Consider the following 19,029-nt stretch of genomic DNA (forward strand, 5'->3'; position numbering starts at 1 on the left):
CTTCGCGGCGACCAGAGTCGCATCCCGGTGTATGACGCGCCGGGATGCAGTCCTTTCCCAACCTCAAGGACATGAGATGCCTGCGCGCCTCATCCATCGTTTCCTGCAATGCCTGCTGATCGCCTTCTGCGTGATGGTGACGATGCTTGCGACGGACCTTAGAGCCGCAGACGATCTGCGAACGATGGTCAATGCGCTCGGCGGTGGCAGTTTCCAGGAGAACCAGAAGCAGGTCGAAGCGCTCGCCAAGACGGGTGATCCGAAGATCGTTCCGGCGCTGGAGGCCTTGTCCGAGGGGGATCTCTACCAGCGCAAATCCGACGGCATGGTTTTCATCGTCAAGCCGGCCGGTTCCAATTTCAAACTCGTCGACGCCCTGACGGGAGATGCAGCCGGCGAGGAAGCCAAGGCGGCACTCGAAAAGGTCAAGGTCAACAACGGGCTGCGCCGCGTGATCCGCGCCGCACTCGGCGGCCTGACGCTGATGAGCCCTGATGCAGGCGTTCGCCTCCAGGCAGCCCAGACAATCCTGCGCACGCCATCCGCCGATTCTCTCGAAGGCCTCGATGCCGCCCTTGCCGGTGAAACGGACAGCGCCGTCAAGGCCGTGCTTGAAAAGGCCCGCGCGGCGTCGGTCCTCGTGTCCGATCGGCCGGTGGAGGAGAAGAAGGCCGCCATCGCCACCGTCGTCCAGACCGGCGGGCGGGATTCGCTGTCGCTGCTTTCCAGCGCGCTCTCTTCTGCCGATGAAAGCCTGCGGCCGGATATCGAGACCGGGATCCAGCAGATCGAGGACCAGCTGGAACTCTGGGCTGCCGGCCAGAACATCTGGTACGGACTGTCACTCGGCTCGGTGTTGCTGCTCGCGGCAATCGGGCTTGCCATCACCTTCGGCGTGATGGGCATCATCAACATGGCGCATGGCGAGATGGTCATGCTCGGCGCCTACACCACCTTCGTCGTGCAGGAGATCATTCGCAATTCCTATCCCGACGCCTTCGCCTGGTCGCTGGCGATCGCGCTGCCGCTCGCCTTCCTCGTTACCGGCGCGGTCGGCCTCGTCATGGAGCGTGGCATTATCCGCTTTCTCTACGGTCGGCCGCTTGAAACGCTGCTCGCCACCTGGGGTGTCTCGTTGATCCTCCAGCAGGCCGTGCGCTCGATCTTCGGGCCGACCAATCAGGAGGTCGGCAATCCGTCCTGGATGTCCGGCGCCTTCGAACTTGGCGGCCTTACCGTCACCTGGAACCGGCTCTGGATCATCGTCTTTTCGCTCGCCGTCTTCGCCTTCCTGCTCTTCCTCTTGAAGAAGACGCCGATGGGCCTGCAGATGCGCGCCGTCACGCAGAACCGTCGCATGGCCTCCTCCATGGGCATCAGGACGCCCTGGGTCGATGCACTGACCTTCGCGCTCGGTTCGGGCATTGCGGGCATCGCCGGCGTGGCGCTCAGCCAAATCGACAACGTCTCGCCGAACCTGGGGCAGGGCTACATTATCGACAGCTTCATGGTCGTGGTCTTCGGCGGCGTGGGCAATCTCTGGGGCACGCTGGTCGGCGCCTTCACGCTCGGCATCCTCAACAAGTTCCTGGAGCCCTATGCCGGCGCCGTGCTCGGAAAAATCCTCGTGCTCGTGCTGATCATCCTCTTCATCCAGAAGCGGCCCCGCGGGCTCTTCGCACTCAAGGGACGGGCGGTGGAAGCATGATCACGTCGTTTCTCGCCAAGGCGCTCGGGCGCAACATTGTCATCACGGTCGCGATCCTGCTCCTGCTCGCAGCCCTCGTTCCGGCACTCAACCTGCTGACGGCGCCGGACCATCCGCTGCATGTGCCGACCTATATCGTCTCGCTGTTCGGCAAGTACCTGACCTATGCGCTGCTGGCGCTGGCGCTCGATCTCGTCTGGGGTTTCTGCGGCATCCTCTCGCTCGGCCATGCCGCCTTCTTCGCGCTCGGCGGCTACGCCATGGGCATGTACCTGATGCGCCAGATCGGTGCGCGCGGCTCCTACGGCAACCCGCTGCTGCCGGACTTCATGGTGTTCCTCAACTGGAAGGAACTGCCCTGGTTCTGGTACGGCTTCGACATGTTCTGGTTCGCCGCGCTGATGGCGATCATCGTGCCGGGCCTGCTCGCCTTCGTCTTCGGCTGGTTCGCCTTCCGCTCGCGCGTCAACGGCGTCTATCTGTCGATCATCACCCAGGCGATGACCTTCGCCCTGCTGCTCGCCTTCTTCCGCAACGATATGGGTTTCGGCGGTAACAACGGCCTCACCGACTTCAAGGACATTCTGGGCTTCAACATCCAGGCAAACGGCACGCGCTCCGCACTCTTTGCGGCCTCCGCTATCGCACTCGCCCTGTCGCTGATCATCACGTCGGGCATCGTGCGTTCGAAATACGGAAAAATCCTCGTCGGTGTGCGGGATGCCGAGAGCCGAACGCGCTTCCTCGGCTACCGGGTCGAACACATGAAGCTCTTCGCCTTCGTGGTCTCGGCCATGATGGCGGGCGTTGCCGGCGCGCTCTACGTGCCGCAGGTCGGCATCATCAATCCCGGTGAGTTCGACCCGGCCAATTCCATCGAGGTCGTCATCTGGACGGCGGTCGGTGGGCGCGGCACGCTGATCGGCCCGATTGTCGGCGCCATCCTCGTCAACGGCGGCAAGAGCATCTTTACCGCCGCCTTCCCGGAATTCTGGCTCTTCGCGCTCGGCGGCCTCTTCGTGCTCGTCACGCTGTTCCTGCCCAAGGGCATCGTCGGCACGGCGCGCCAGTTCATCGAGCGGCGCAAGGAATACCGCAAGGCGCGGGAGGCTGAAGAGGCGCGCACCTTTGCGACGGCGGCAGAACCCCAGGCGGCGGAGTGACCGGCATGAACACCCTCGTTGGTAATACAAAACCGAACAGCATCCTCTACCTCGACGGTGTCTCCGTCTCCTTCGATGGATTCAAGGCTTTGAATTCGCTCTCCTTCGTCATTGAGCCCGGCGAACTGCGTGCGATCATCGGCCCGAACGGTGCCGGCAAGACGACGATGATGGATATCATTACCGGCAAGACGCGGCCGGATTCTGGCGAGGTTTTCTTCAAGGGTACGATCGATCTCACCCAGAAGGACGAGGCCGAAATCGCCCAGCTCGGCATCGGCCGCAAGTTCCAGAAGCCGACGGTGTTCGAAAGCCACACCGTCTGGGACAATCTGGAACTGGCGCTCAACCGCAATCGCGGCGTCTTCTCCACGCTGTTCTATCGCCTCACCGCCGAGGACAAGGCGCGCATCGAGGAAATCCTATCGACCGTGCGCCTCGCCAACCGCAAGGACGATTTTGCCGCCAATCTCAGCCACGGCCAGAAACAATGGTTGGAGATCGGCATGCTGCTCGCGCAGGAGCCGGAACTGCTGCTGGTCGATGAGCCGGTCGCCGGCATGACGGACGCGGAGACGGCGGAAACCGCCATCCTGCTGAAGGAAATCGCAAAAACCCGCTCGGTGGTCGTCGTCGAGCACGACATGGGGTTTATCCGCGATCTCGGCGTGAAGGTGACGTGCCTTGCGGAAGGCTCGGTTCTGGCGGAAGGCTCGATTGATTTCGTCAGTGCCGACCAGAAGGTCATTGAGAACTATCTGGGGAGATGAGGCCATGCTGACCGTGGAAAACGTCAATCTTCACTACGGTGCCGCACAGGCGCTGCGCGGCATCTCGCTGAATGCCGAGATGGGCAAGATCACCTGCGTGCTCGGCCGCAACGGCGTCGGCAAGTCAAGTCTGCTGCGGGCGATTACTGGCCAGCATCCGCTCTCCTCCGGGAGCGTCGCCTTCAACGATGTCAAGCTCGACGGCATGGCACCCTATAATCGCGCCAAGCAGGGTATCGGTTATGTGCCGCAGGGGCGCGAGATCTTTCCGTTGCTGACGGTGAAGGAAAACCTCGAATCCGGTTATGCGCCGGTAAAGCGCGCGGATCGCTTCATTCCGAACGAGATCTTCAGCCTGTTCCCGGTGCTGCAATCCATGCTCGGCCGGCGTGGCGGTGACCTCTCCGGCGGCCAGCAGCAGCAGTTGGCCATCGGCCGTGCGCTGGTCACGCGGCCGAAAATCCTCGTGCTCGATGAGCCGACCGAGGGCATCCAGCCATCGATCATTAAGGATATCGGTCGGGCGATCAAATACCTTCGGGATTCGACCGGCATGGCAATTCTCCTTGTCGAACAGTATCTTGATTTCTGCCGGGAGCTTGCCGATCACGTATATATCATGGACCGGGGAGAAATTGTTCACGAGGGCGCGGCCGAAACGCTTGACACACCGCAAGCACGCCGGCATTTGACGGTGTAACGGCGGCAACCCTGATGTCATGCGTCACCCGGTCCGAAATGTGGACCACAGCGCCAGCCGTAACACACCAGCTATTACAAGGCGTCTTGATGGATACACTTCGTCTGCGTGGCCGCGTGCGGCCTGAAGGTTCTGTCCGCGTAACCGCGATGGGACTTCTTCTCTTTCTAGGTCTGGCAGGGCCGGGCTTTGCCGCAGGATGCGGCCAACCTGTAGAGCCCGGCCAGATGGCATTCACCGTCAGGACCGGCGGCATCGAACGCCCGGCGCTTGCCCATATTCCCACCGCCTATGACGGCAAGACCAAGCTTGCAGTCGTCTTCGATTTCCATGGCAGCAATTCCGGGCCGGCCGGCCAGTTCCGCCGCAGTGGCTGGGACGCCGTCGCCGAGCACGAAGGCTTCGTCTCCATCGCGCTGCAAGGCAGCCTCGACGGCCAGTACGGAGGCACGCACGCCTGGAACGTGCCGGGTGTGACGCATGGCGGCACGCATGATGATGAACGCTACATCAAGGACGCGATCAAGACTGTCAAGGACAGGTTCTGCGTGGACCCCACACGCATTTACGCCTCCGGCTATTCGGGCGGCGGGCGCATGCTTTCCCAGTATATCTGCAATGGACATCCGGAATTTGCCGCCGCCGGTTTCGTCATGGGGCTGCGGGCAGGCTATCCGGTCGAGCGCGGTGGCGTGTGGCAGCCGGACGTCGCGAGCTGCAAACCCGGCAATCCGATTTCGATCATCGCCTTTTCCGGCATGAAGGATGTGACCAATCCGTTTGCCGGCGGGGGCAAGCCTTACTGGCAATATGGCGGCGAGACGGCGCTTCAACGCTGGGCAGAACTCGACAAATGCGAAGGCAAGGGCAATGTTACCGTGGATGCGATGATGACGGCGCTGTCGTTCAACAGCTGTGCCGGCGGCGCGCGCATCAACTCCTATCTGCTCAAGGAGAACACGCATGCCTGGCCGGCACGCAGTGTGCTGTTCCGCACCTTTGACGCGAACGGCAAGGTGACCTCGGAGCGGGACGCGACGGGCCGCATGTGGGAGTTCTTCAAGAACACGCGCTCCCCAGAAGAAACGCCGCTGACGGCAGGTGACGCAACAGAGCGCTCCGGCTGAACGGTTCGAAGGAGAGGGAACGCGTGTACGCAGCACAACAGAAGGCACAAAGGGCGAGGGGGAGTGGACGGCTGGCGACGAAGTCGTTCGGCGGCCACACCCACCTCGATACCTTCTATCAGGAGGGCTGCGCCAAGATCCGCCTGCCGAGGAGTTTCGATGGCAGGATGGAGGCCGTTCTCATCAACACGGCCGGTGGCCTGACGGGTGGCGATCATATCGACTGGACCTTCGATGTCGCCGACGGCACGCACCTGACCGCGACCACGCAAGCCTGTGAGCGCGCCTATAAGGCAAGCGCTTTCACTGCGACGGTCGAGACCCGGATTACCGTTGGTGCCGGGGCGCGGGCGGACTGGCTGCCGCAGGAAACCATTCTCTTCGACCGGTCTTCGCTCAGCCGCAAGCTGGATGTCGACCTGGCCGATGATGCGACCTTTCTCGCGGTCGAGGCCATTCTGCTCGGCCGCAAGGCAATGGGCGAAAGGATGGAAACGGGGTTGTTTCGCGATCGCTGGCGCATCCGTCGCAGCGGCAAGCTGATCCACGCCGAAGAGGCGCGCCTGGGGGGCGATGTCGCTGCCGTGACGGATGAACGGGCGGTGCTTGCGGGTGGGCGCGCTTTCGCGACCGTGCTGTTGTGCGGACGCAATGCCGAGGCGCATCTGGAGCCGTTACGCTGGTTGCTGGAGGGGGCCGAGGGCGGCGTCAGCCATTGGCAGGGCAAGCTCGTTGCCCGTGTCGTTGCGGCCGATGGTTTCGCGCTCAGAAAAAAACTCATCCCGGTCATTTCGCACTTGCGTAATGGCGCAAGCGTGCCGAAAGTCTGGACACTGTAAGAACAAAGCGATGGACCGCCCATGAATTTGACCCCCCGCGAAAAAGACAAACTGCTGATCGCCATGGCGGCGATCGTGGCGCGCAAGCGGCTGGAGCGCGGCGTGAAACTCAACCATCCCGAAGCCATTGCGCTTATCACCGACTATGTCGTGGAAGGCGCGCGCGACGGCCGCTCCGTCGCCGATCTGATGGAGGCGGGGGCGCATGTCATCAGCCGCGACCAGGTCATGGTGGGCATCCCCGAGATGATCCACGACATCCAGGTGGAAGCGACCTTTCCCGACGGCACGAAGCTCGTGACCGTGCACGAACCGATACGGTAGGACCATGCTGGATCTTCGACCCAACTGCGAATGCTGCGACCGCGATCTTCCGCCGGAAAGCCCGGAGGCGATGATCTGCACGTTCGAATGCACCTTCTGCGCCGATTGCGTGAGCAACGTTCTTGGCGGCACCTGCCCGAATTGCGGCGGCGACTTCGCGCGTCGACCGGTGCGGCCTGCTGCGCTGCTTGCGAAATATCCGCCATCCACCAAGCGGGTCCTGAAAGCCGAAGGCTGCGGCCCGGCGGAAGCTGCGTGAGGAAGACATGATCCCGGGTGAAATCATCATGGCCACCGGCGACCTCGAACTGAACGCGGGCCTGCCGGTCACGACGCTGGACGTCTCCAATACCGGCGACCGGCCGATCCAGGTCGGCAGCCACTATCATTTCTATGAGACGAATTCCGGGCTTGCCTTCGACCGTGAGGCGACGCGTGGCTTGCGGCTCGATATCCCTGCCGGCACGGCGGTGCGCTTCGAGCCGGGACAGACGCGGACGGTGCGGCTCGTTCCTTTCGCCGGCAAGCGGGAGATCTACGGTTTTCGTCAAAGTGTGATGGGAAAGCTCTGACATGGCTTTCCCCTACCGCTTCCTGCTCGTTGTCACCGCGTTCTTCATCTTCGCCTCTTTCGCGACGGCGCAGGATGGCGAACCGGAGATCGACTGCAACAACGCCATGGCGCAGATCGAGATGAACATCTGCGCCGACCGCGACTACCAGACGGCCGATACAGAGCTCAATGCCGTCTACAAGAAGGCGATGGCGGCCGCCGGCGAAATGGACGTGCAAGCCAAGGAGATGGGCGAGCATTATGTCGGTGCCGTCGATGCTTTGAAGCGCGCCCAGCGGGCATGGATCGGCTATCGCGACGGCCAGTGCGAGCTGGCGGGGTTCGAGGCGCGTGGCGGCTCGATGGAGCCGATGCTGGTTTCCGGTTGCCTCGCCGATCTCACGCGCAAGCGAACGGCGGAACTGAAGACCGTCTACGAGCAGGAAAACTGAGGGGGTGCCGGTGTCGCGCAGGATCGTCATCGTCGGCAATGGCGACATCCCGGAAGGGCTGGCCGGGGTGATCGATTCCGCCGATATGGTGATCCGCTTCAACCTCTGCCGCTCGGCGGGGCGCGGCGGTTTCAAAACGGATATCATCGCCGCCTGCAATACCGGTCGGCCGGCGCTGGATATGCTGGCCGGCGGACGCTGGAAGGCGAGCGAGACCGTGCGGCAGGCCCGAGAAATCTGGTGCGTGCGCACATCGGAAGTCTTTGCCGGAATGCGTGGCGCCCTTGCGCAAAGCCACCCGGACCTCGACGATTTCTGCGACGACTACACGATCGGTTTCGAAACCTTCGCCGAGACCACCGGCCGGCGGCTGGGCAGAATTCCGGCCTCTGTTCACCATGCGGTCGACGACGCGCTCAGGGCCTTCGATCCGACACCCTATGTGGTGCCGAGTTCCGGGCTCATCGTCATTGCCTATGTCCTCGAAAACGTTGCCGAGCAGGGTGATCGCATTTCCATTGCCGGCTTCGGTCACCAAGGCTGGCAATGGCATCCCTTCGCCGCGGAGCGGCGCTGGGTCAATGCGCTGATCGCCGCCGGCCGTCTCGATCGTCTCGACCACTAAAACAACACCTGCCTCCCGGGGAACTTGACCATGTCCTACAGAATGTCCCGCGCCGCCTATGCCAGCATGTTCGGCCCGACCACCGGCGACAGGGTGCGTCTTGCCGATACGGAACTCTTCGCGGAGGTGGAGAAGGATTTCACCACCTATGGCGACGAGGTGAAGTTCGGCGGCGGCAAGGTCATCCGCGACGGTATGGGGCAGAGCCAGGCGACGCGCGCCGAGGGCGCCGTCGATACCGTGATCACCAATGCGCTGATCATCGACCATAGCGGGATCTTCAAGGCGGATGTCGGCCTGAAGAACGGGCGTATCGCCGGGCTCGGCAAGGCTGGCAATCCGGATACGCAGCCGGGCGTCACCATCATCGTCGGCCCCTCGACGGAGGTGATCGCGGGAGAAGGCAAGATCCTCACTGCGGGCGGCATGGATGCGCATATCCATTATATCTGCCCGCAGCAGATCGAGGAGGCGCTGGTCAGCGGCATCACCACGATGCTCGGCGGCGGGTCTGGCCCGGCGCACGGTACGCTGGCGACGACCTGCACGGGCGCATGGCATATCGAGCGCATGATCGAAAGCTTTGACGCCTTTCCGATGAACCTCGCGCTCGCCGGCAAGGGGAATGCCTCGCTGCCTGCGCCGATCGAGGAAATGGTCAAGGCCGGCGCCTCGTCGCTGAAGCTGCACGAGGATTGGGGCACCACGCCGGCGGCGATCGACTGCTGCCTTTCCGTTGCCGACGAGTACGATGTGCAGGTGATGATCCATACGGACACGCTCAATGAAAGCGGCTTCGTCGAGGATACGATAGACGCCATCAGGGGCCGCACGATCCACGCCTTCCACACGGAAGGGGCAGGCGGCGGGCATGCACCTGACATCATCAAGGTCTGCGGCCACTCGAACGTCATCCCGTCGTCGACCAACCCGACGCGGCCTTACACCGTCAACACGATCGCCGAGCATCTCGACATGCTGATGGTCTGCCATCACCTGTCCTCCTCGATCCCCGAGGACATCGCCTTTGCCGAAAGCCGCATCCGCAAGGAAACGATTGCGGCAGAGGATATCCTGCATGATATCGGTGCCTTCTCGATCATCTCGTCCGACAGCCAGGCCATGGGGCGCGTGGGCGAGGTGGCGATCCGCACCTGGCAGACGGCGGACAAGATGAAGCGCCAGCGCGGCCGGCTTGCCGGCGAGACCGGCGACAACGACAACCTGCGCATCCGGCGCTACATCGCGAAATACACGATCAATCCGGCCATAGCCCAGGGGCTGAGCCATGAGATCGGTTCGATCGAAGTGGGCAAGCGGGCGGATCTCGTGCTGTGGAACCCCGCCTTCTTCGGGGTAAAGCCCGATATGGTGCTGCTCGGCGGGACGATCACCATGGCGCCGATGGGGGACCCGAACGCCTCGATCCCGACGCCACAGCCGGTGCATTATCGCCCGATGTTCGGTGCCTTCGGCAAGATGCGCACGAATTCCTCAGTCACCTTCGTCTCGCAGGCGGCGATCGACCTTGGCCTTCGCGAGCGCCTCGGTGTTGCCAAGCAGCTGCTTCCGGTGCGCAACACGCGCACGATCTCCAAGGCCTCGATGATCCTGAACGACCTGACACCGCATATCGAGGTGGATCCGGAGACCTATGAGGTGCGGGCCGATGGCGAGCTTCTGACCTGCGAGCCGGCGACCGTGCTGCCGATGGCGCAGCGCTATTTCCTCTACTAGAAAATGCTCGCCTCAAAACGGGACATTTAAACTTCTAGCGAACGCATTATCGGAGTCTGAAAGAAAGTGGCGTAATGTCTCTTTGTTAATGATGGAGAGATTTATGCGTGGCAGGGTGGCCCTTTGGGTAAGGGCCCAGTGGGAGGTGGGTGTGTTCCAGACGCGAGCCGACATTTCCATGTTCGTGTTGAACACCGTTCTGGTGGCGATCACGCTTGCCACCGCGGCCTATCTCATGATCGCCGCAATCCTCGTGAATTTCAGCCTTTCAACCCATGATTTCCCCGCGGCCCTCAACTTCGGCACCTCGACGACGGTCTTGATCTCGGCGAGCGTCCTCGCGCTTCTCGCCTGGTTACTTGGCATGGCCATCCACGAAATTTCGCTGTCACGCGCCGAATTCGAGCGGCTGAGCCGGCTTGACCCGCTGTCCGGGCTCTTGAACCGGGCGGCCTTCGTCGAGGAACTGGCAGGCCGCAGCGTTAACGGTTTCTTCGTGCTGTTCGATGTCGATCGCTTCAAGTCCGTCAATGACGGGCATGGCCATGCGGCTGGCGACGAGGTCATCGTTGCCGTCGCCGAAGAGCTGACACGGGTCTTTTCGCCACCGCATCTTGTCGCGCGCTTCGGGGGCTCGGCGTTCGCCGTGTTTTTCGAGAACGCGGACCGTGGCGATTGCGGCCTGCTCGTGGAAGAGGTGCGCCGATCGGTCGCCGCGCGCCGGGTCGAGACCGCTCATGGCGTTGCCGCCGTCACCCTGTCGGCTGGTATCGCCGACCGGCCCGCCGACCGGACGTTCGAAGCGACCTTCGAGGCGGCGGACCGGGCGCTCTATCTTGCCAAGTCGCTCGGCCGCGACCGGGCGACCCACGAGGATGAGGGCGATGGCCTGCTCGAGCCAAGCCGCCGGGTCGCCGCTGGCGGGCGTCGCCGCTGAGGCCTTCCTACGACAAATGACGTAGCCGGTCGCTTCGGTGGTTTCCTTGACCTGGCAAACATGCTTTTCTCGGTCGGACTTATCCATCGACACCCGAGGTCGCCTTGCCCTATCGCTCAACGGAAATCCTGCCGCACGGTACCGGCGGAAACCGCACGCCGATCGATGTCGTCGTGCTGACGCACGACCAGCGCCATGTGCGCCGCAAGCTCCTGCACATGCAGCATGATGACGTGGTGATGCTCGACCTGAAGGAGCCGGTGCAGCTTGCGCATGGCGACCTGTTGCTCACCGAGACGGGGGAGCTTGTCGAGGTGATTGCCGCGGAGGAAGAGCTTTACGAGGTGACACCGAAGACCCCTCTGCATCTCATCGAGCTCGCCTGGCATCTCGGCAATCGCCACTTGCAGGCCCAGATCGAGGAGGGGCGTATCCTCATTCTGCGCGATCATGTGATCCGCGACATGCTGACAGGACTTGGCGCCACCGTTCGGGATGTTTCCGAACCTTTCCATCCGGCACGGGGCGCCTATCATGGCTCCGGGCACGGCCACGACCACGGGCATCACAACCATAACCATGGCTGATACGGCGTCGCCCGAAGCGCTGGTCCGGCTGATGACCTGGCTTTCGCCGGCCTTTCCAGTCGGCGCCTTCTCCTATTCCGGTGGATTGGAACAGGCGGTCGCCGATGGTGATGTCTGCAATGCGGACGCGCTTCGGGATTGGCTCGCGAGCCTTTTGGCGCATGGTCCGCTCTGGAATGATGCTGTGCTTTTTGCCGAGGCGCATCGTTCTGTCGAAGACGCGGCCGGGCTCGCCGACGTTGCCACCCTTGCGGAAGCCCTGTCGGGTTCGGCGGAGCGGCATCGCGAAACGATGTTGCAGGGCGAGGCTTTTCTTGCCGCCGCGACAAGCTGGCCGCATCCGGTGCTGGACATGCTTGGCGACGCGGCCGCCTATCCGATAGCCGTGGGTGCGGTGTCAGGCGGGCATGGCATTGCGGCGGAGACGGCGCTGGCCGCCTATCTGCACGCGGTCGTTTCCAACCTCGTCTCCGTTGCGATCCGCTGCGGTGTGATCGGCCAGCGGGACGGCGTGGCAACGCTTGCCGGGCTTGAGGCCCGAATCCTTGCGCTTGCCGCCGCCGCATCCCGCTCGACGCTCGACGATCTCGGGTCCGCCGCCATTCGGGCCGATATTGCCAGCCTCAAGCATGAGACATTGGCGACCAGACTGTTTCGCTCGTGAGCGTGCTTGCCTCGGCGCTCTGATCAGAGGCGCCGGAGCGCCTCCGGATCGCTGATCTGAACGAGGCGACCGCGCACGGTGACGCCATGGTCGCGCAGCATCGAGAAGGCACGCGAAAGGGCTTCGGGTGCGAGGCCCAGTTTTCCGGCAAGCAGGCTTTTCTGGTAGGGCAGGCGGAAGCTGGCGGCCTTTGCATCCTGCGGGCAATGGGCGAGCAGGTAGCGCGCAACGCGCTGCGGCGCCGTGTGCAGCCGGTCGTTGGCGAGGCAGCCGAAAACCTTGGAGAGCTGGGCGGAGAGGGCATTGGTTAACGCCACCGCCAGATCCGGCCGGCGGCCGGCAATGTCGCGCACGCGCTTCAGGTCGAAGCGGGCGATGAGGGACGGTTCGGCGGCCTGGGCGGTTGCTGCATAGCGGCCGCCGTCGAGCACCACGCTGGCACCGATCAGGTCGCCCGGGCCGTAGAGTTCGACATCCGCCTCGCGTCCGTCCGGATCGAGCTTGTAGAGACGAATATAGCCGGACAGCACGCAATGCAGCATGTCGGCGGGCTCGCCCTCGCGAAACAGGATCTGCCGCGCCGGCAGGTTGCCGATGACGGCGATCTCCATCATGGCCGCGACGCTTTCCACGCCAAGCACCGACAGAAGTCCGGAATTCAGCAGGGTTTCCCGTTCCCGGGCACCGGGTTTCATCAGCCTGTTCATCGATCTCACTCCATGCTCCCGCAGGCGTCGTTCGGTCTTTGATGACAGGACGATAGTCGAGGGTGGGCAAGTGCGAATTGATTTCGATCAATGAACATGAAAACGGCCGGCTCGCTTTCGACGAACCGGCCGCTTCTGATCTGGGTCGCGGCTGCCTATTCGGCAGCGAGCGTCGAGTGGTGTACGACGCTGAGGTGGTTGCGCTCGCCACCCTTCTTCTTCTCGAGCGTTTCGATGCGCTTTTCGAGGTCGGACACGTCACGCGCCGTCTGGTCGGCAAGGCGAGTCAGGGCTTCCGGCTCCATCGCCAGCAGTTCGTCATCCTTCTTGCCGACGAAGCGGCCGAAGATCCAGCCGAGCAGGCGCGACAGGTCGTCCATGATGAGGAAGAAGGACGGTACGACGACGAGCGAGAGCACCGTCGAAACGATGATGCCGCCGATGACCGCGATCGCCATGGGTGACCGGAACGAACCGCCTTCGCCGACGCCAAGCGCCGAAGGCAGCATGCCGGCCGACATGGCGATGGATGTCATGACGATCGGGCGGGCGCGCTTGCGGCCGGCCTCGATCATTGCCTCCACGCGGTGCATGCCCTGGTGCATCATCTCGATGGCGAAGTCGACGAGCAAGATCGCGTTTTTCGTCACGATGCCCATCAGCATCAGGATGCCGATGAGAACGGGCATGGACAGCGCGTTCTGCGTCAGGATCAGGCCCGCGGCCACGCCGCCGATGGCGAGCGGCAGCGACAGCAGGATGGTGAAGGGCTGGATCACGTCCTTGAACAGCAGGATCAGCACCATCAGCACGAGCAGCAGGCCGAGCAGCATGGCATTGCCGAAGGACTGCTGCATCTCGCCCTGGATTTCGGCGTCGCCGCTTTCCATGAACTGTACGCTCGGGGGCATGTCGATGCTGTTGGCGATCTCCTTGAAGCGGCCCGTGGCGGTATCGAGCGCCACGCCCTGCTGGAGGTCGGAGCCGATCGAGACAACGCGGTTGCGGTTGTGCCGCTTGATCGAGCTCGGTCCCTCGGAATATTCGATATCCGCGACGGTGGAGAGTGGCACGACCTGGCCGCTCGCCGCCTGGATCTTCAGGTTGCGGATGGCGGCAAGGTCGGCGCGGAAGCCTCGGTCGACCTGTACGCGGATCGGGATCAGGCGGTCATCCAGCGAGACCTTGCTGAGTTGGGCGTCGATATCGCCGATGGTGGCGACGCGCACCACTTCGGCGATCTGCGCCGTGGTGATGCCGAGGCGGGCCATCTGCTCGTCACGCGGGCGGATCTGCAGTTCCGGCCGTGGCAGCGAGCCTTCCGAGCTGACATTGGACAGGACTGGATCGGCGCGCAGCTTGGATTCCAGCACGGCGACGGTGTTGTTGAGGTCCGCCTCGTTGTTGGACAGCAGGTTGAACGCCAGGTCGCGCTCGCCGCGGTCGTTGAGCTTGATGATGCGCACGTCCGGGATCTGACGCAGCGTCGTGAAGATTTCCTTCTCGATATCCCACTGCGGACGCACGCGACCGTGCGCTTCCATCTTCGGCAGGTACTGGCCGACGACGGGGATGCGACCGAGCACGTCGTTCACCAGCTTGTAGGTCAGCGAGTGTTCGAGCTTGTCGAGAATAACCGTGACGGAGGCGCGGCGCAGTTCCAGGTCGCCCTTCGGCGAGGAGCCGCCGAGCACGAAGACACTTTCGACGCCGTTGATGTCCTTGACCCGCTCGTAGATCTGCGTGGTCGTGCGGTCGGTATCCGAAAGCATCGCATCCGGTGGCAATTCCACGGAGAGAACGACGCGGGAAGCGTCTTCCGGCGGCAGGAAGCTGCCGGGAACCGTGGCCAGCAGCATGATCGAGCCGGCGAGGAAGGCGAAGGCGGCAATCAGCGTCAGGTAGCGGGCATACCAGGTGCTCGTCGTCGTGCTGACGAGCCGGGTATAGAACCGCATGAAGACGCCTTCCTTCTCCTCGCCATGGCCGTCTCCATCGCCGGAGCGCATGAGATAGGCCGCCATGACCGGTGTGATAAGGCGCGCCACCGCGAGCGAGAAGAACACCGAGACGGCCACCGTCAGGCCAAACTGGATGAAGTACTGGCCAGGAATGCCCGGCATGAAGGAGACCGGTACGAAGACGGCAATGATGGTGAAGGTCGTGGCGATAACGGCGAGGCCGATTTCGTCAGCGGCCTCGATTGCCGCCTTGTAGGGTGATTTGCCCATGCGGATGTGCCGCGCGATGTTCTCGATCTCGACGATCGCGTCGTCGACGAGGATGCCGGTCGCGAGCGTCAGTGCAAGGAACGAGACCAGGTTCAGCGAGAAGCCGAGCATGTCCATGACAAAGAAGGTCGGGATAACCGAAAGCGGCAGCGCAACGGCGGAGATCAGCGTTGCCCGCCAGTTGCGCAGGAAGAGCAGAACCACCGCGACGGCGAGAAGCGCACCTTCAAGCAGCGTGTGCAATGCCGCCTCATAGTTGCCGTAGGTGAAGTAGACCGCATCATCGACCAGCTGGATCGAGACGTCGGGATACTGCGTGCGCACCTTTTCCAGCGATTCGGCGACCGATTCGGCGACGGTGACTTCACTGGCGCCCTTTGAGCGGAAGACCGCGAAGGTCACGACCGGATTGCCGTTGAAGCGCGAGAAGGAGCGTGGCTCCTCATAGGTGTCGGTGACCGTGCCGAGTTCCGAAAGCCGCACGAAGCGGTCGTTCGGCAGGGCGATCATGGTGTTCGTCAGCTTCTCGACGGAGCGGGCGTCACCAAGCGTACGGATCGCCTGCTCGGCGCCGGCGATCTGGCCGCGACCGGAACCGGAATCCGCATTCATGTTGCGGATCTGGCGGTTGACGTCGGCGGCGGTAATGCCGAAGGATTCGAGCTTGTCGGCGTTGAGGTCGACGCGCACCTCGCGGTCGGCACCCCCGAAGCGGTCGATCTTGCCGATGCCGGGCCGCCCCTGCAGCGCGCGCTTGACCTTGTCGTCGACGAACCAGGACAGTTCTTCGAGCGTCATGTTCGGCGAGGAGACGGCGAAGGACTGGATCGCCTGGCCTTCCACGTCGATCTTGGTGACTACGGGTTCCTCGATCGATGCCGGCAGGTCGCTGCGGATGCGGTCGATCGCATCCTTGACGTCCTGAAGCGCCTGGTTCGTCGGCTTTTCGATCTCGAAGAGCACGGAGGTCACCGAGCTGCCGTCCGTCACGGTGGACGTGATGTCGTCCACGCCTTCGATACCGGCGACGGCGTCCTCGATCTCCTTGGTGACCTGGACTTCCAGTTCCGCGGGGGCGGCGCCGCTCTGCGTCACGCTGATGGCGATAACCGGAACGTCGATATTCGGGAAGCGCGTGATGGGCAGCGCGTAAAAGGATTGGATGCCGACATACATCAGCAGGAAAAACGCGAGCAGCGGCGCAATCGGATTGCGAATGGACCAAGCTGAAAAATTCATGTCCCCAAAGTCCTCGATAAGAGACCAGACGTATTTCAGGCTCCGGCCCCGTCCGGATCACCTGTCATGTTACCGGGCGCCCCAGCCCGGCATTCTCTTCCGCGCGCTGCGGAAGCGGCTCCCCCTTGGAGGAGCCTTCACGTCATTTCGTGGCCGAAGCCTGTTCAGCCTTGACCGGATTGACCTTGTCGCCATCGCGAACATAGGCGCCGGCCTTGGCGACCACTTCGTCGCCCTCCTTGAGGCCGCTGGTGATCTCGATCACCTGGCCGTCCTGGACGCCGGTTTCGACCGGCACCAGCGTGACGACGCCGTTCTCGACCTTGCGGGCCACCGTCTTTCCGTCTGTCGTCGTGATGGCGGAAAGCGGCAGCACGATGCCCTGCTTCTCCTCCACGATGATCTCCGCATTGGCGAACATGCCGGCGCGTGCCTTGCCGGGGTCGTCGAAGCGGATAAAGACGCGGCCGAGGCGGCTCTGCGCATCGAGCGTCGGCTCGACGAGGCGGATTTCGCCGGTGACTTCGGCAGCGCCGCCGGCAAGCGAGACCGTTACCTTCTGGCCGGGTGCCAGCTTGAGGATGCCGTCCTCGGAAACATCGGCCTTCAGCTCGATCGCGCCGTCCTGGATGACAGTGAAGAGCGGCGAGGCGCCGCCGCTCGCTATCGCGCCGACCTTGGCCGTGCGGGCGGAGACGATGCCGGCAACCGGCGACTTCACCGCCGTGCGGGCCAGTTTCAAGTCAATGTCGTCGATCTGCGACTGGGCGACCTTGATATCGGCCTGTGAAACACCGATCGCCTGTTCGGCGGAGTTGACGCGGGCAAGGGCCGCATCTGCTGCTGCCGTAGCCTGCTCGGCGGTGGCCTGCGACTGCGAGCCGGACTTGACGAGTTTCAGCGCGCGGTCGCGCGTGCGCACAGCATCGTCCGCATTCGCCTTGGCCTCGACGAATTGCGCCTTGATCTGTGCAAGGGCTGCCTCAGCCTTGGCGAGCGAGGCTTCGGTCTGGCTCTTCTGGAGGATGAGAGCATCGTCGTTCAGCGTGGCGAGCGTGCCGTTGGCCTCGACCGTGTCGCCGACATCGGCGGCGAGCGTGCGGATGGACAAGCCATCGACGAGCGGGGTGACATAGACTTCATCGACCGCCTGGACCGTGCCGGTCGCGATCACCCGGTCGATGATGGTGCGTGTTTCAGCAGCGGTGACGACGATGGCGGGCAGGTTCTGCACCTGCTGGGTCGTATCGGCATTACCCGTGGCCGCATCGGCCGCGAAGGAAATCACCGGGTTGGCCGCCATGAATGCGATGACGGAAAGAGACAGAACCTTCATGTGTCCAGAAGCCATAGGCCGAACTTTCTCAAAAGCATGACTTTATGATTGCGGGCCGGACATTCTGTTGTCGTTCTACCGGACCCAATTCCCAAGCAATATGGCGGACACGAAGCGGCTCCCCTGCCTCTCCTGGCTCCCACGTCGCGGATTATGTAATCAGCGTTCCTTGCCCTTACAAGAGGTAACGGAATGGTGCCTCATTATTTTATACGTTTGGCTTTTCGATGGCAATCGCGGCGCGCTGTCGCAGGTCTCGCCCAAAAAAAACGTGCGGGGCAGGGCCCCGCACGCCTTAGTTCCTCGTGAAATGGACTATTTCAGCGCTTCGTCCGTCACGGCATGCGTCCAGGCACCTTCCGGCTCCTTGGAGATGACCGGGTCGGAGCCGCCTGCCAGCAGCGAGGCGACGGTGCGCTTGTAGTCCGCCTCGTCGAGAGCACCGTTGGAGCCGGCGGTCAGCTTGGCGACTTCACCCATCATGAACTTCTGGTGCGCCTCGGTCTGCGCGCCGGTCGTGTCGTTTTCGAGAACGATACCGGCGGCTTCGTCCGGGTTCGTTTCGGCGTATTTCCAGCCCTTCATGGATGCGCGCACGAACTTGACCATCTTTTCCTTGAAGGCCGGGTCGGCGAGCTTGTCTTCCAGCACGTAGAGACCGTCTTCGAGCGTCGCGACACCCTGGTCCTCATACTTGAAGGTCACGAGATCCTCCGGCTTGATACCTGCATCGAGAACCTGGCCATATTCGTTGTAGGTCATGGTCGAGATGCAGGCCGCCTGCTTCTGGAGCAGCGGATCGACGTTGAAGCCCTGCTTGAGGACGGTCACGCCATCCGGCCCACCATCCGTCGGGATTTTAAGGTGTGCCATCCAGGAGAGGAACGGATACTCGTTGCCGAAGAACCAGACACCGAGCGTCTTGCCCTTGAAGTTTTCCGGACCGGTGACGCCGGATTCCTTCAAACAGGTCAGCATCATGCCGGACGACTTGAACGGCTGGGCGATATTGACGAGCGCGACACCCTTTTCACGGGTGGCCAGCGCAGACGGCATCCAGTCGACGATGACATCGGCGCCGCCGCCGGCGATCACCTGTGCCGGGGCGATATCCGGGCCGCCTGGCTTGATTTCGACGTCGAGGCCTTCTTCTTCATAGAAGCCCTTGTCCTTGGCGACGTAATAACCGGCGAACTGGGCCTGGGTGACCCATTTCAGCTGGAGCGTCACCTTGTCGGCAGCCTCGGCCTGGAACGCGGCAAGCGAGAAGGCGCTTGCCAGAAGCAGCGATGCGATCTTCGTTTTCATGTCAGTTCCCTCTTTCTTTCTT

Annotated in this window: 19 protein-coding genes; 15 read left to right on the plus strand and 4 right to left on the minus strand. The window is 62.9% G+C overall.

Annotated elements, in window-relative coordinates; all coding sequences use genetic code 11:
* Positions 1–76 precede the first annotated feature (76 nt).
* The 15 genes from urtB (at position 77) to BSY16_RS00615 (ending at position 12,186) form a co-directional block, all read left to right on the plus strand.
* A complete protein-coding gene (gene urtB, locus BSY16_RS00545; RefSeq protein ID WP_069057862.1) occupies positions 77–1,708 on the plus strand; it encodes an urea ABC transporter permease subunit UrtB in 1,632 nt (543 codons plus the stop codon).
* The gene (gene urtC, locus BSY16_RS00550; protein WP_069057863.1) at positions 1,705–2,871 is read left to right on the plus strand and encodes an urea ABC transporter permease subunit UrtC; all 1,167 of its coding nucleotides are present in this window, start codon (positions 1,705–1,707) and stop codon (positions 2,869–2,871) included. Before urtB ends, urtC begins: the two co-directional genes overlap by 4 nt.
* A gap of 5 nt (positions 2,872–2,876) precedes the next feature.
* Complete coding sequence (gene urtD / locus BSY16_RS00555; RefSeq protein WP_069061286.1) at positions 2,877–3,641, plus strand: urea ABC transporter ATP-binding protein UrtD; 765 nt, start codon at positions 2,877–2,879, stop codon at positions 3,639–3,641.
* 4 nt (positions 3,642–3,645) lie between these two features.
* A complete protein-coding gene (urtE, locus tag BSY16_RS00560) occupies positions 3,646–4,341 on the plus strand; it encodes an urea ABC transporter ATP-binding subunit UrtE (protein WP_069057864.1) in 696 nt (231 codons plus the stop codon).
* Positions 4,342–4,430: 89 nt separating this feature from the next.
* Positions 4,431–5,468: a CE1 family esterase gene (locus tag BSY16_RS00565; protein ID WP_150129834.1), complete on the plus strand. Its 1,038-nt coding sequence runs from the start codon at positions 4,431–4,433 to the stop codon at positions 5,466–5,468.
* A 23-nt stretch (positions 5,469–5,491) separates the two neighbouring features.
* Positions 5,492–6,307, plus strand: a complete 816-nt coding sequence (locus BSY16_RS00570) for an urease accessory protein UreD (protein WP_150129835.1) — start codon at positions 5,492–5,494, stop codon at positions 6,305–6,307.
* Between the two features lie 21 nt (positions 6,308–6,328).
* Positions 6,329–6,631 (plus strand): urease subunit gamma, encoded by a 303-nt coding sequence (locus BSY16_RS00575; RefSeq protein ID WP_069057867.1) that lies wholly within the window; start codon positions 6,329–6,331, stop codon positions 6,629–6,631.
* A gap of 4 nt (positions 6,632–6,635) precedes the next feature.
* Positions 6,636–6,890, plus strand: coding sequence for a DUF1272 domain-containing protein (locus BSY16_RS00580; RefSeq protein ID WP_069057868.1), 255 nt, complete (start codon positions 6,636–6,638; stop codon positions 6,888–6,890).
* Positions 6,891–6,897: 7 nt separating this feature from the next.
* Entirely contained in the window at positions 6,898–7,203 is a 306-nt protein-coding gene (locus BSY16_RS00585; RefSeq protein ID WP_069057869.1) for an urease subunit beta, read from the plus strand.
* Position 7,204: 1 nt separating this feature from the next.
* Positions 7,205–7,636: a lysozyme inhibitor LprI family protein gene (locus BSY16_RS00590; RefSeq protein ID WP_069057870.1), complete on the plus strand. Its 432-nt coding sequence runs from the start codon at positions 7,205–7,207 to the stop codon at positions 7,634–7,636.
* 4 nt (positions 7,637–7,640) lie between these two features.
* The gene (locus BSY16_RS00595) at positions 7,641–8,261 is read left to right on the plus strand and encodes a Urease operon accessory protein (protein ID WP_150129836.1); all 621 of its coding nucleotides are present in this window, start codon (positions 7,641–7,643) and stop codon (positions 8,259–8,261) included.
* A gap of 30 nt (positions 8,262–8,291) precedes the next feature.
* Complete coding sequence (ureC, locus tag BSY16_RS00600; protein WP_069057871.1) at positions 8,292–9,998, plus strand: urease subunit alpha; 1,707 nt, start codon at positions 8,292–8,294, stop codon at positions 9,996–9,998.
* A gap of 151 nt (positions 9,999–10,149) precedes the next feature.
* Complete coding sequence (locus BSY16_RS00605) at positions 10,150–10,935, plus strand: GGDEF domain-containing protein (RefSeq protein ID WP_069057872.1); 786 nt, start codon at positions 10,150–10,152, stop codon at positions 10,933–10,935.
* A gap of 104 nt (positions 10,936–11,039) precedes the next feature.
* A complete protein-coding gene (gene ureE / locus BSY16_RS00610; RefSeq protein WP_083242783.1) occupies positions 11,040–11,522 on the plus strand; it encodes an urease accessory protein UreE in 483 nt (160 codons plus the stop codon).
* Positions 11,515–12,186: an urease accessory protein UreF gene (locus BSY16_RS00615; RefSeq protein ID WP_069057873.1), complete on the plus strand. Its 672-nt coding sequence runs from the start codon at positions 11,515–11,517 to the stop codon at positions 12,184–12,186. The genes ureE and BSY16_RS00615 overlap by 8 nt, the downstream gene beginning before the upstream one ends.
* Positions 12,187–12,209: 23 nt before the next feature.
* Here BSY16_RS00615 and BSY16_RS00620 read toward each other — a convergent pair whose 3' ends face one another.
* The 4 genes from BSY16_RS00620 to BSY16_RS00635 form a co-directional block, all read right to left on the minus strand.
* The gene (locus BSY16_RS00620) at positions 12,210–12,893 is read right to left on the minus strand and encodes a Crp/Fnr family transcriptional regulator (protein ID WP_069057874.1); all 684 of its coding nucleotides are present in this window, start codon (positions 12,891–12,893) and stop codon (positions 12,210–12,212) included.
* A gap of 155 nt (positions 12,894–13,048) precedes the next feature.
* Positions 13,049–16,363, minus strand: coding sequence for an efflux RND transporter permease subunit (locus BSY16_RS00625; protein WP_069057875.1), 3,315 nt, complete (start codon positions 16,361–16,363; stop codon positions 13,049–13,051).
* A gap of 142 nt (positions 16,364–16,505) precedes the next feature.
* Positions 16,506–17,699 (minus strand): efflux RND transporter periplasmic adaptor subunit, encoded by a 1,194-nt coding sequence (locus BSY16_RS00630; protein WP_069057876.1) that lies wholly within the window; start codon positions 17,697–17,699, stop codon positions 16,506–16,508.
* A gap of 315 nt (positions 17,700–18,014) precedes the next feature.
* Positions 18,015–19,007, minus strand: coding sequence for an ABC transporter substrate-binding protein (locus BSY16_RS00635; protein ID WP_069057877.1), 993 nt, complete (start codon positions 19,005–19,007; stop codon positions 18,015–18,017).
* Between the last annotated feature and the right edge of the window lie 22 nt (positions 19,008–19,029).

The sequence above is a fragment of the Sinorhizobium sp. RAC02 genome, from assembly GCF_001713395.1.
Lineage (GTDB): Bacteria > Pseudomonadota > Alphaproteobacteria > Rhizobiales > Rhizobiaceae > Shinella.

What these genes read in the sequence shown, in the direction of transcription:
- urtB (WP_069057862.1), top strand. Translation starts at nt 77, where the DNA reads ATGCCTGCGCGCCTCATCCATCGTTTCCTGCAATGCCTGCTGATCGCC.
- urtC (WP_069057863.1), top strand. Translation starts at nt 1,705, where the DNA reads ATGATCACGTCGTTTCTCGCCAAGGCGCTCGGGCGCAACATTGTCATC.
- urtD (WP_069061286.1), top strand. Translation starts at nt 2,877, where the DNA reads ATGAACACCCTCGTTGGTAATACAAAACCGAACAGCATCCTCTACCTC.
- urtE (WP_069057864.1), top strand. Translation starts at nt 3,646, where the DNA reads ATGCTGACCGTGGAAAACGTCAATCTTCACTACGGTGCCGCACAGGCG.
- BSY16_RS00565 (WP_150129834.1), top strand. Translation starts at nt 4,431, where the DNA reads ATGGATACACTTCGTCTGCGTGGCCGCGTGCGGCCTGAAGGTTCTGTC.
- BSY16_RS00575 (WP_069057867.1), top strand. Translation starts at nt 6,329, where the DNA reads ATGAATTTGACCCCCCGCGAAAAAGACAAACTGCTGATCGCCATGGCG.
- BSY16_RS00580 (WP_069057868.1), top strand. Translation starts at nt 6,636, where the DNA reads ATGCTGGATCTTCGACCCAACTGCGAATGCTGCGACCGCGATCTTCCG.
- BSY16_RS00585 (WP_069057869.1), top strand. Translation starts at nt 6,898, where the DNA reads ATGATCCCGGGTGAAATCATCATGGCCACCGGCGACCTCGAACTGAAC.
- BSY16_RS00590 (WP_069057870.1), top strand. Translation starts at nt 7,205, where the DNA reads ATGGCTTTCCCCTACCGCTTCCTGCTCGTTGTCACCGCGTTCTTCATC.
- ureC (WP_069057871.1), top strand. Translation starts at nt 8,292, where the DNA reads ATGTCCTACAGAATGTCCCGCGCCGCCTATGCCAGCATGTTCGGCCCG.
- BSY16_RS00615 (WP_069057873.1), top strand. Translation starts at nt 11,515, where the DNA reads ATGGCTGATACGGCGTCGCCCGAAGCGCTGGTCCGGCTGATGACCTGG.
- BSY16_RS00620 (WP_069057874.1), bottom strand. Translation starts at nt 12,893, where the DNA reads ATGAACAGGCTGATGAAACCCGGTGCCCGGGAACGGGAAACCCTGCTG.
- BSY16_RS00625 (WP_069057875.1), bottom strand. Translation starts at nt 16,363, where the DNA reads ATGAATTTTTCAGCTTGGTCCATTCGCAATCCGATTGCGCCGCTGCTC.
- BSY16_RS00630 (WP_069057876.1), bottom strand. Translation starts at nt 17,699, where the DNA reads ATGAAGGTTCTGTCTCTTTCCGTCATCGCATTCATGGCGGCCAACCCG.
- BSY16_RS00635 (WP_069057877.1), bottom strand. Translation starts at nt 19,007, where the DNA reads ATGAAAACGAAGATCGCATCGCTGCTTCTGGCAAGCGCCTTCTCGCTT.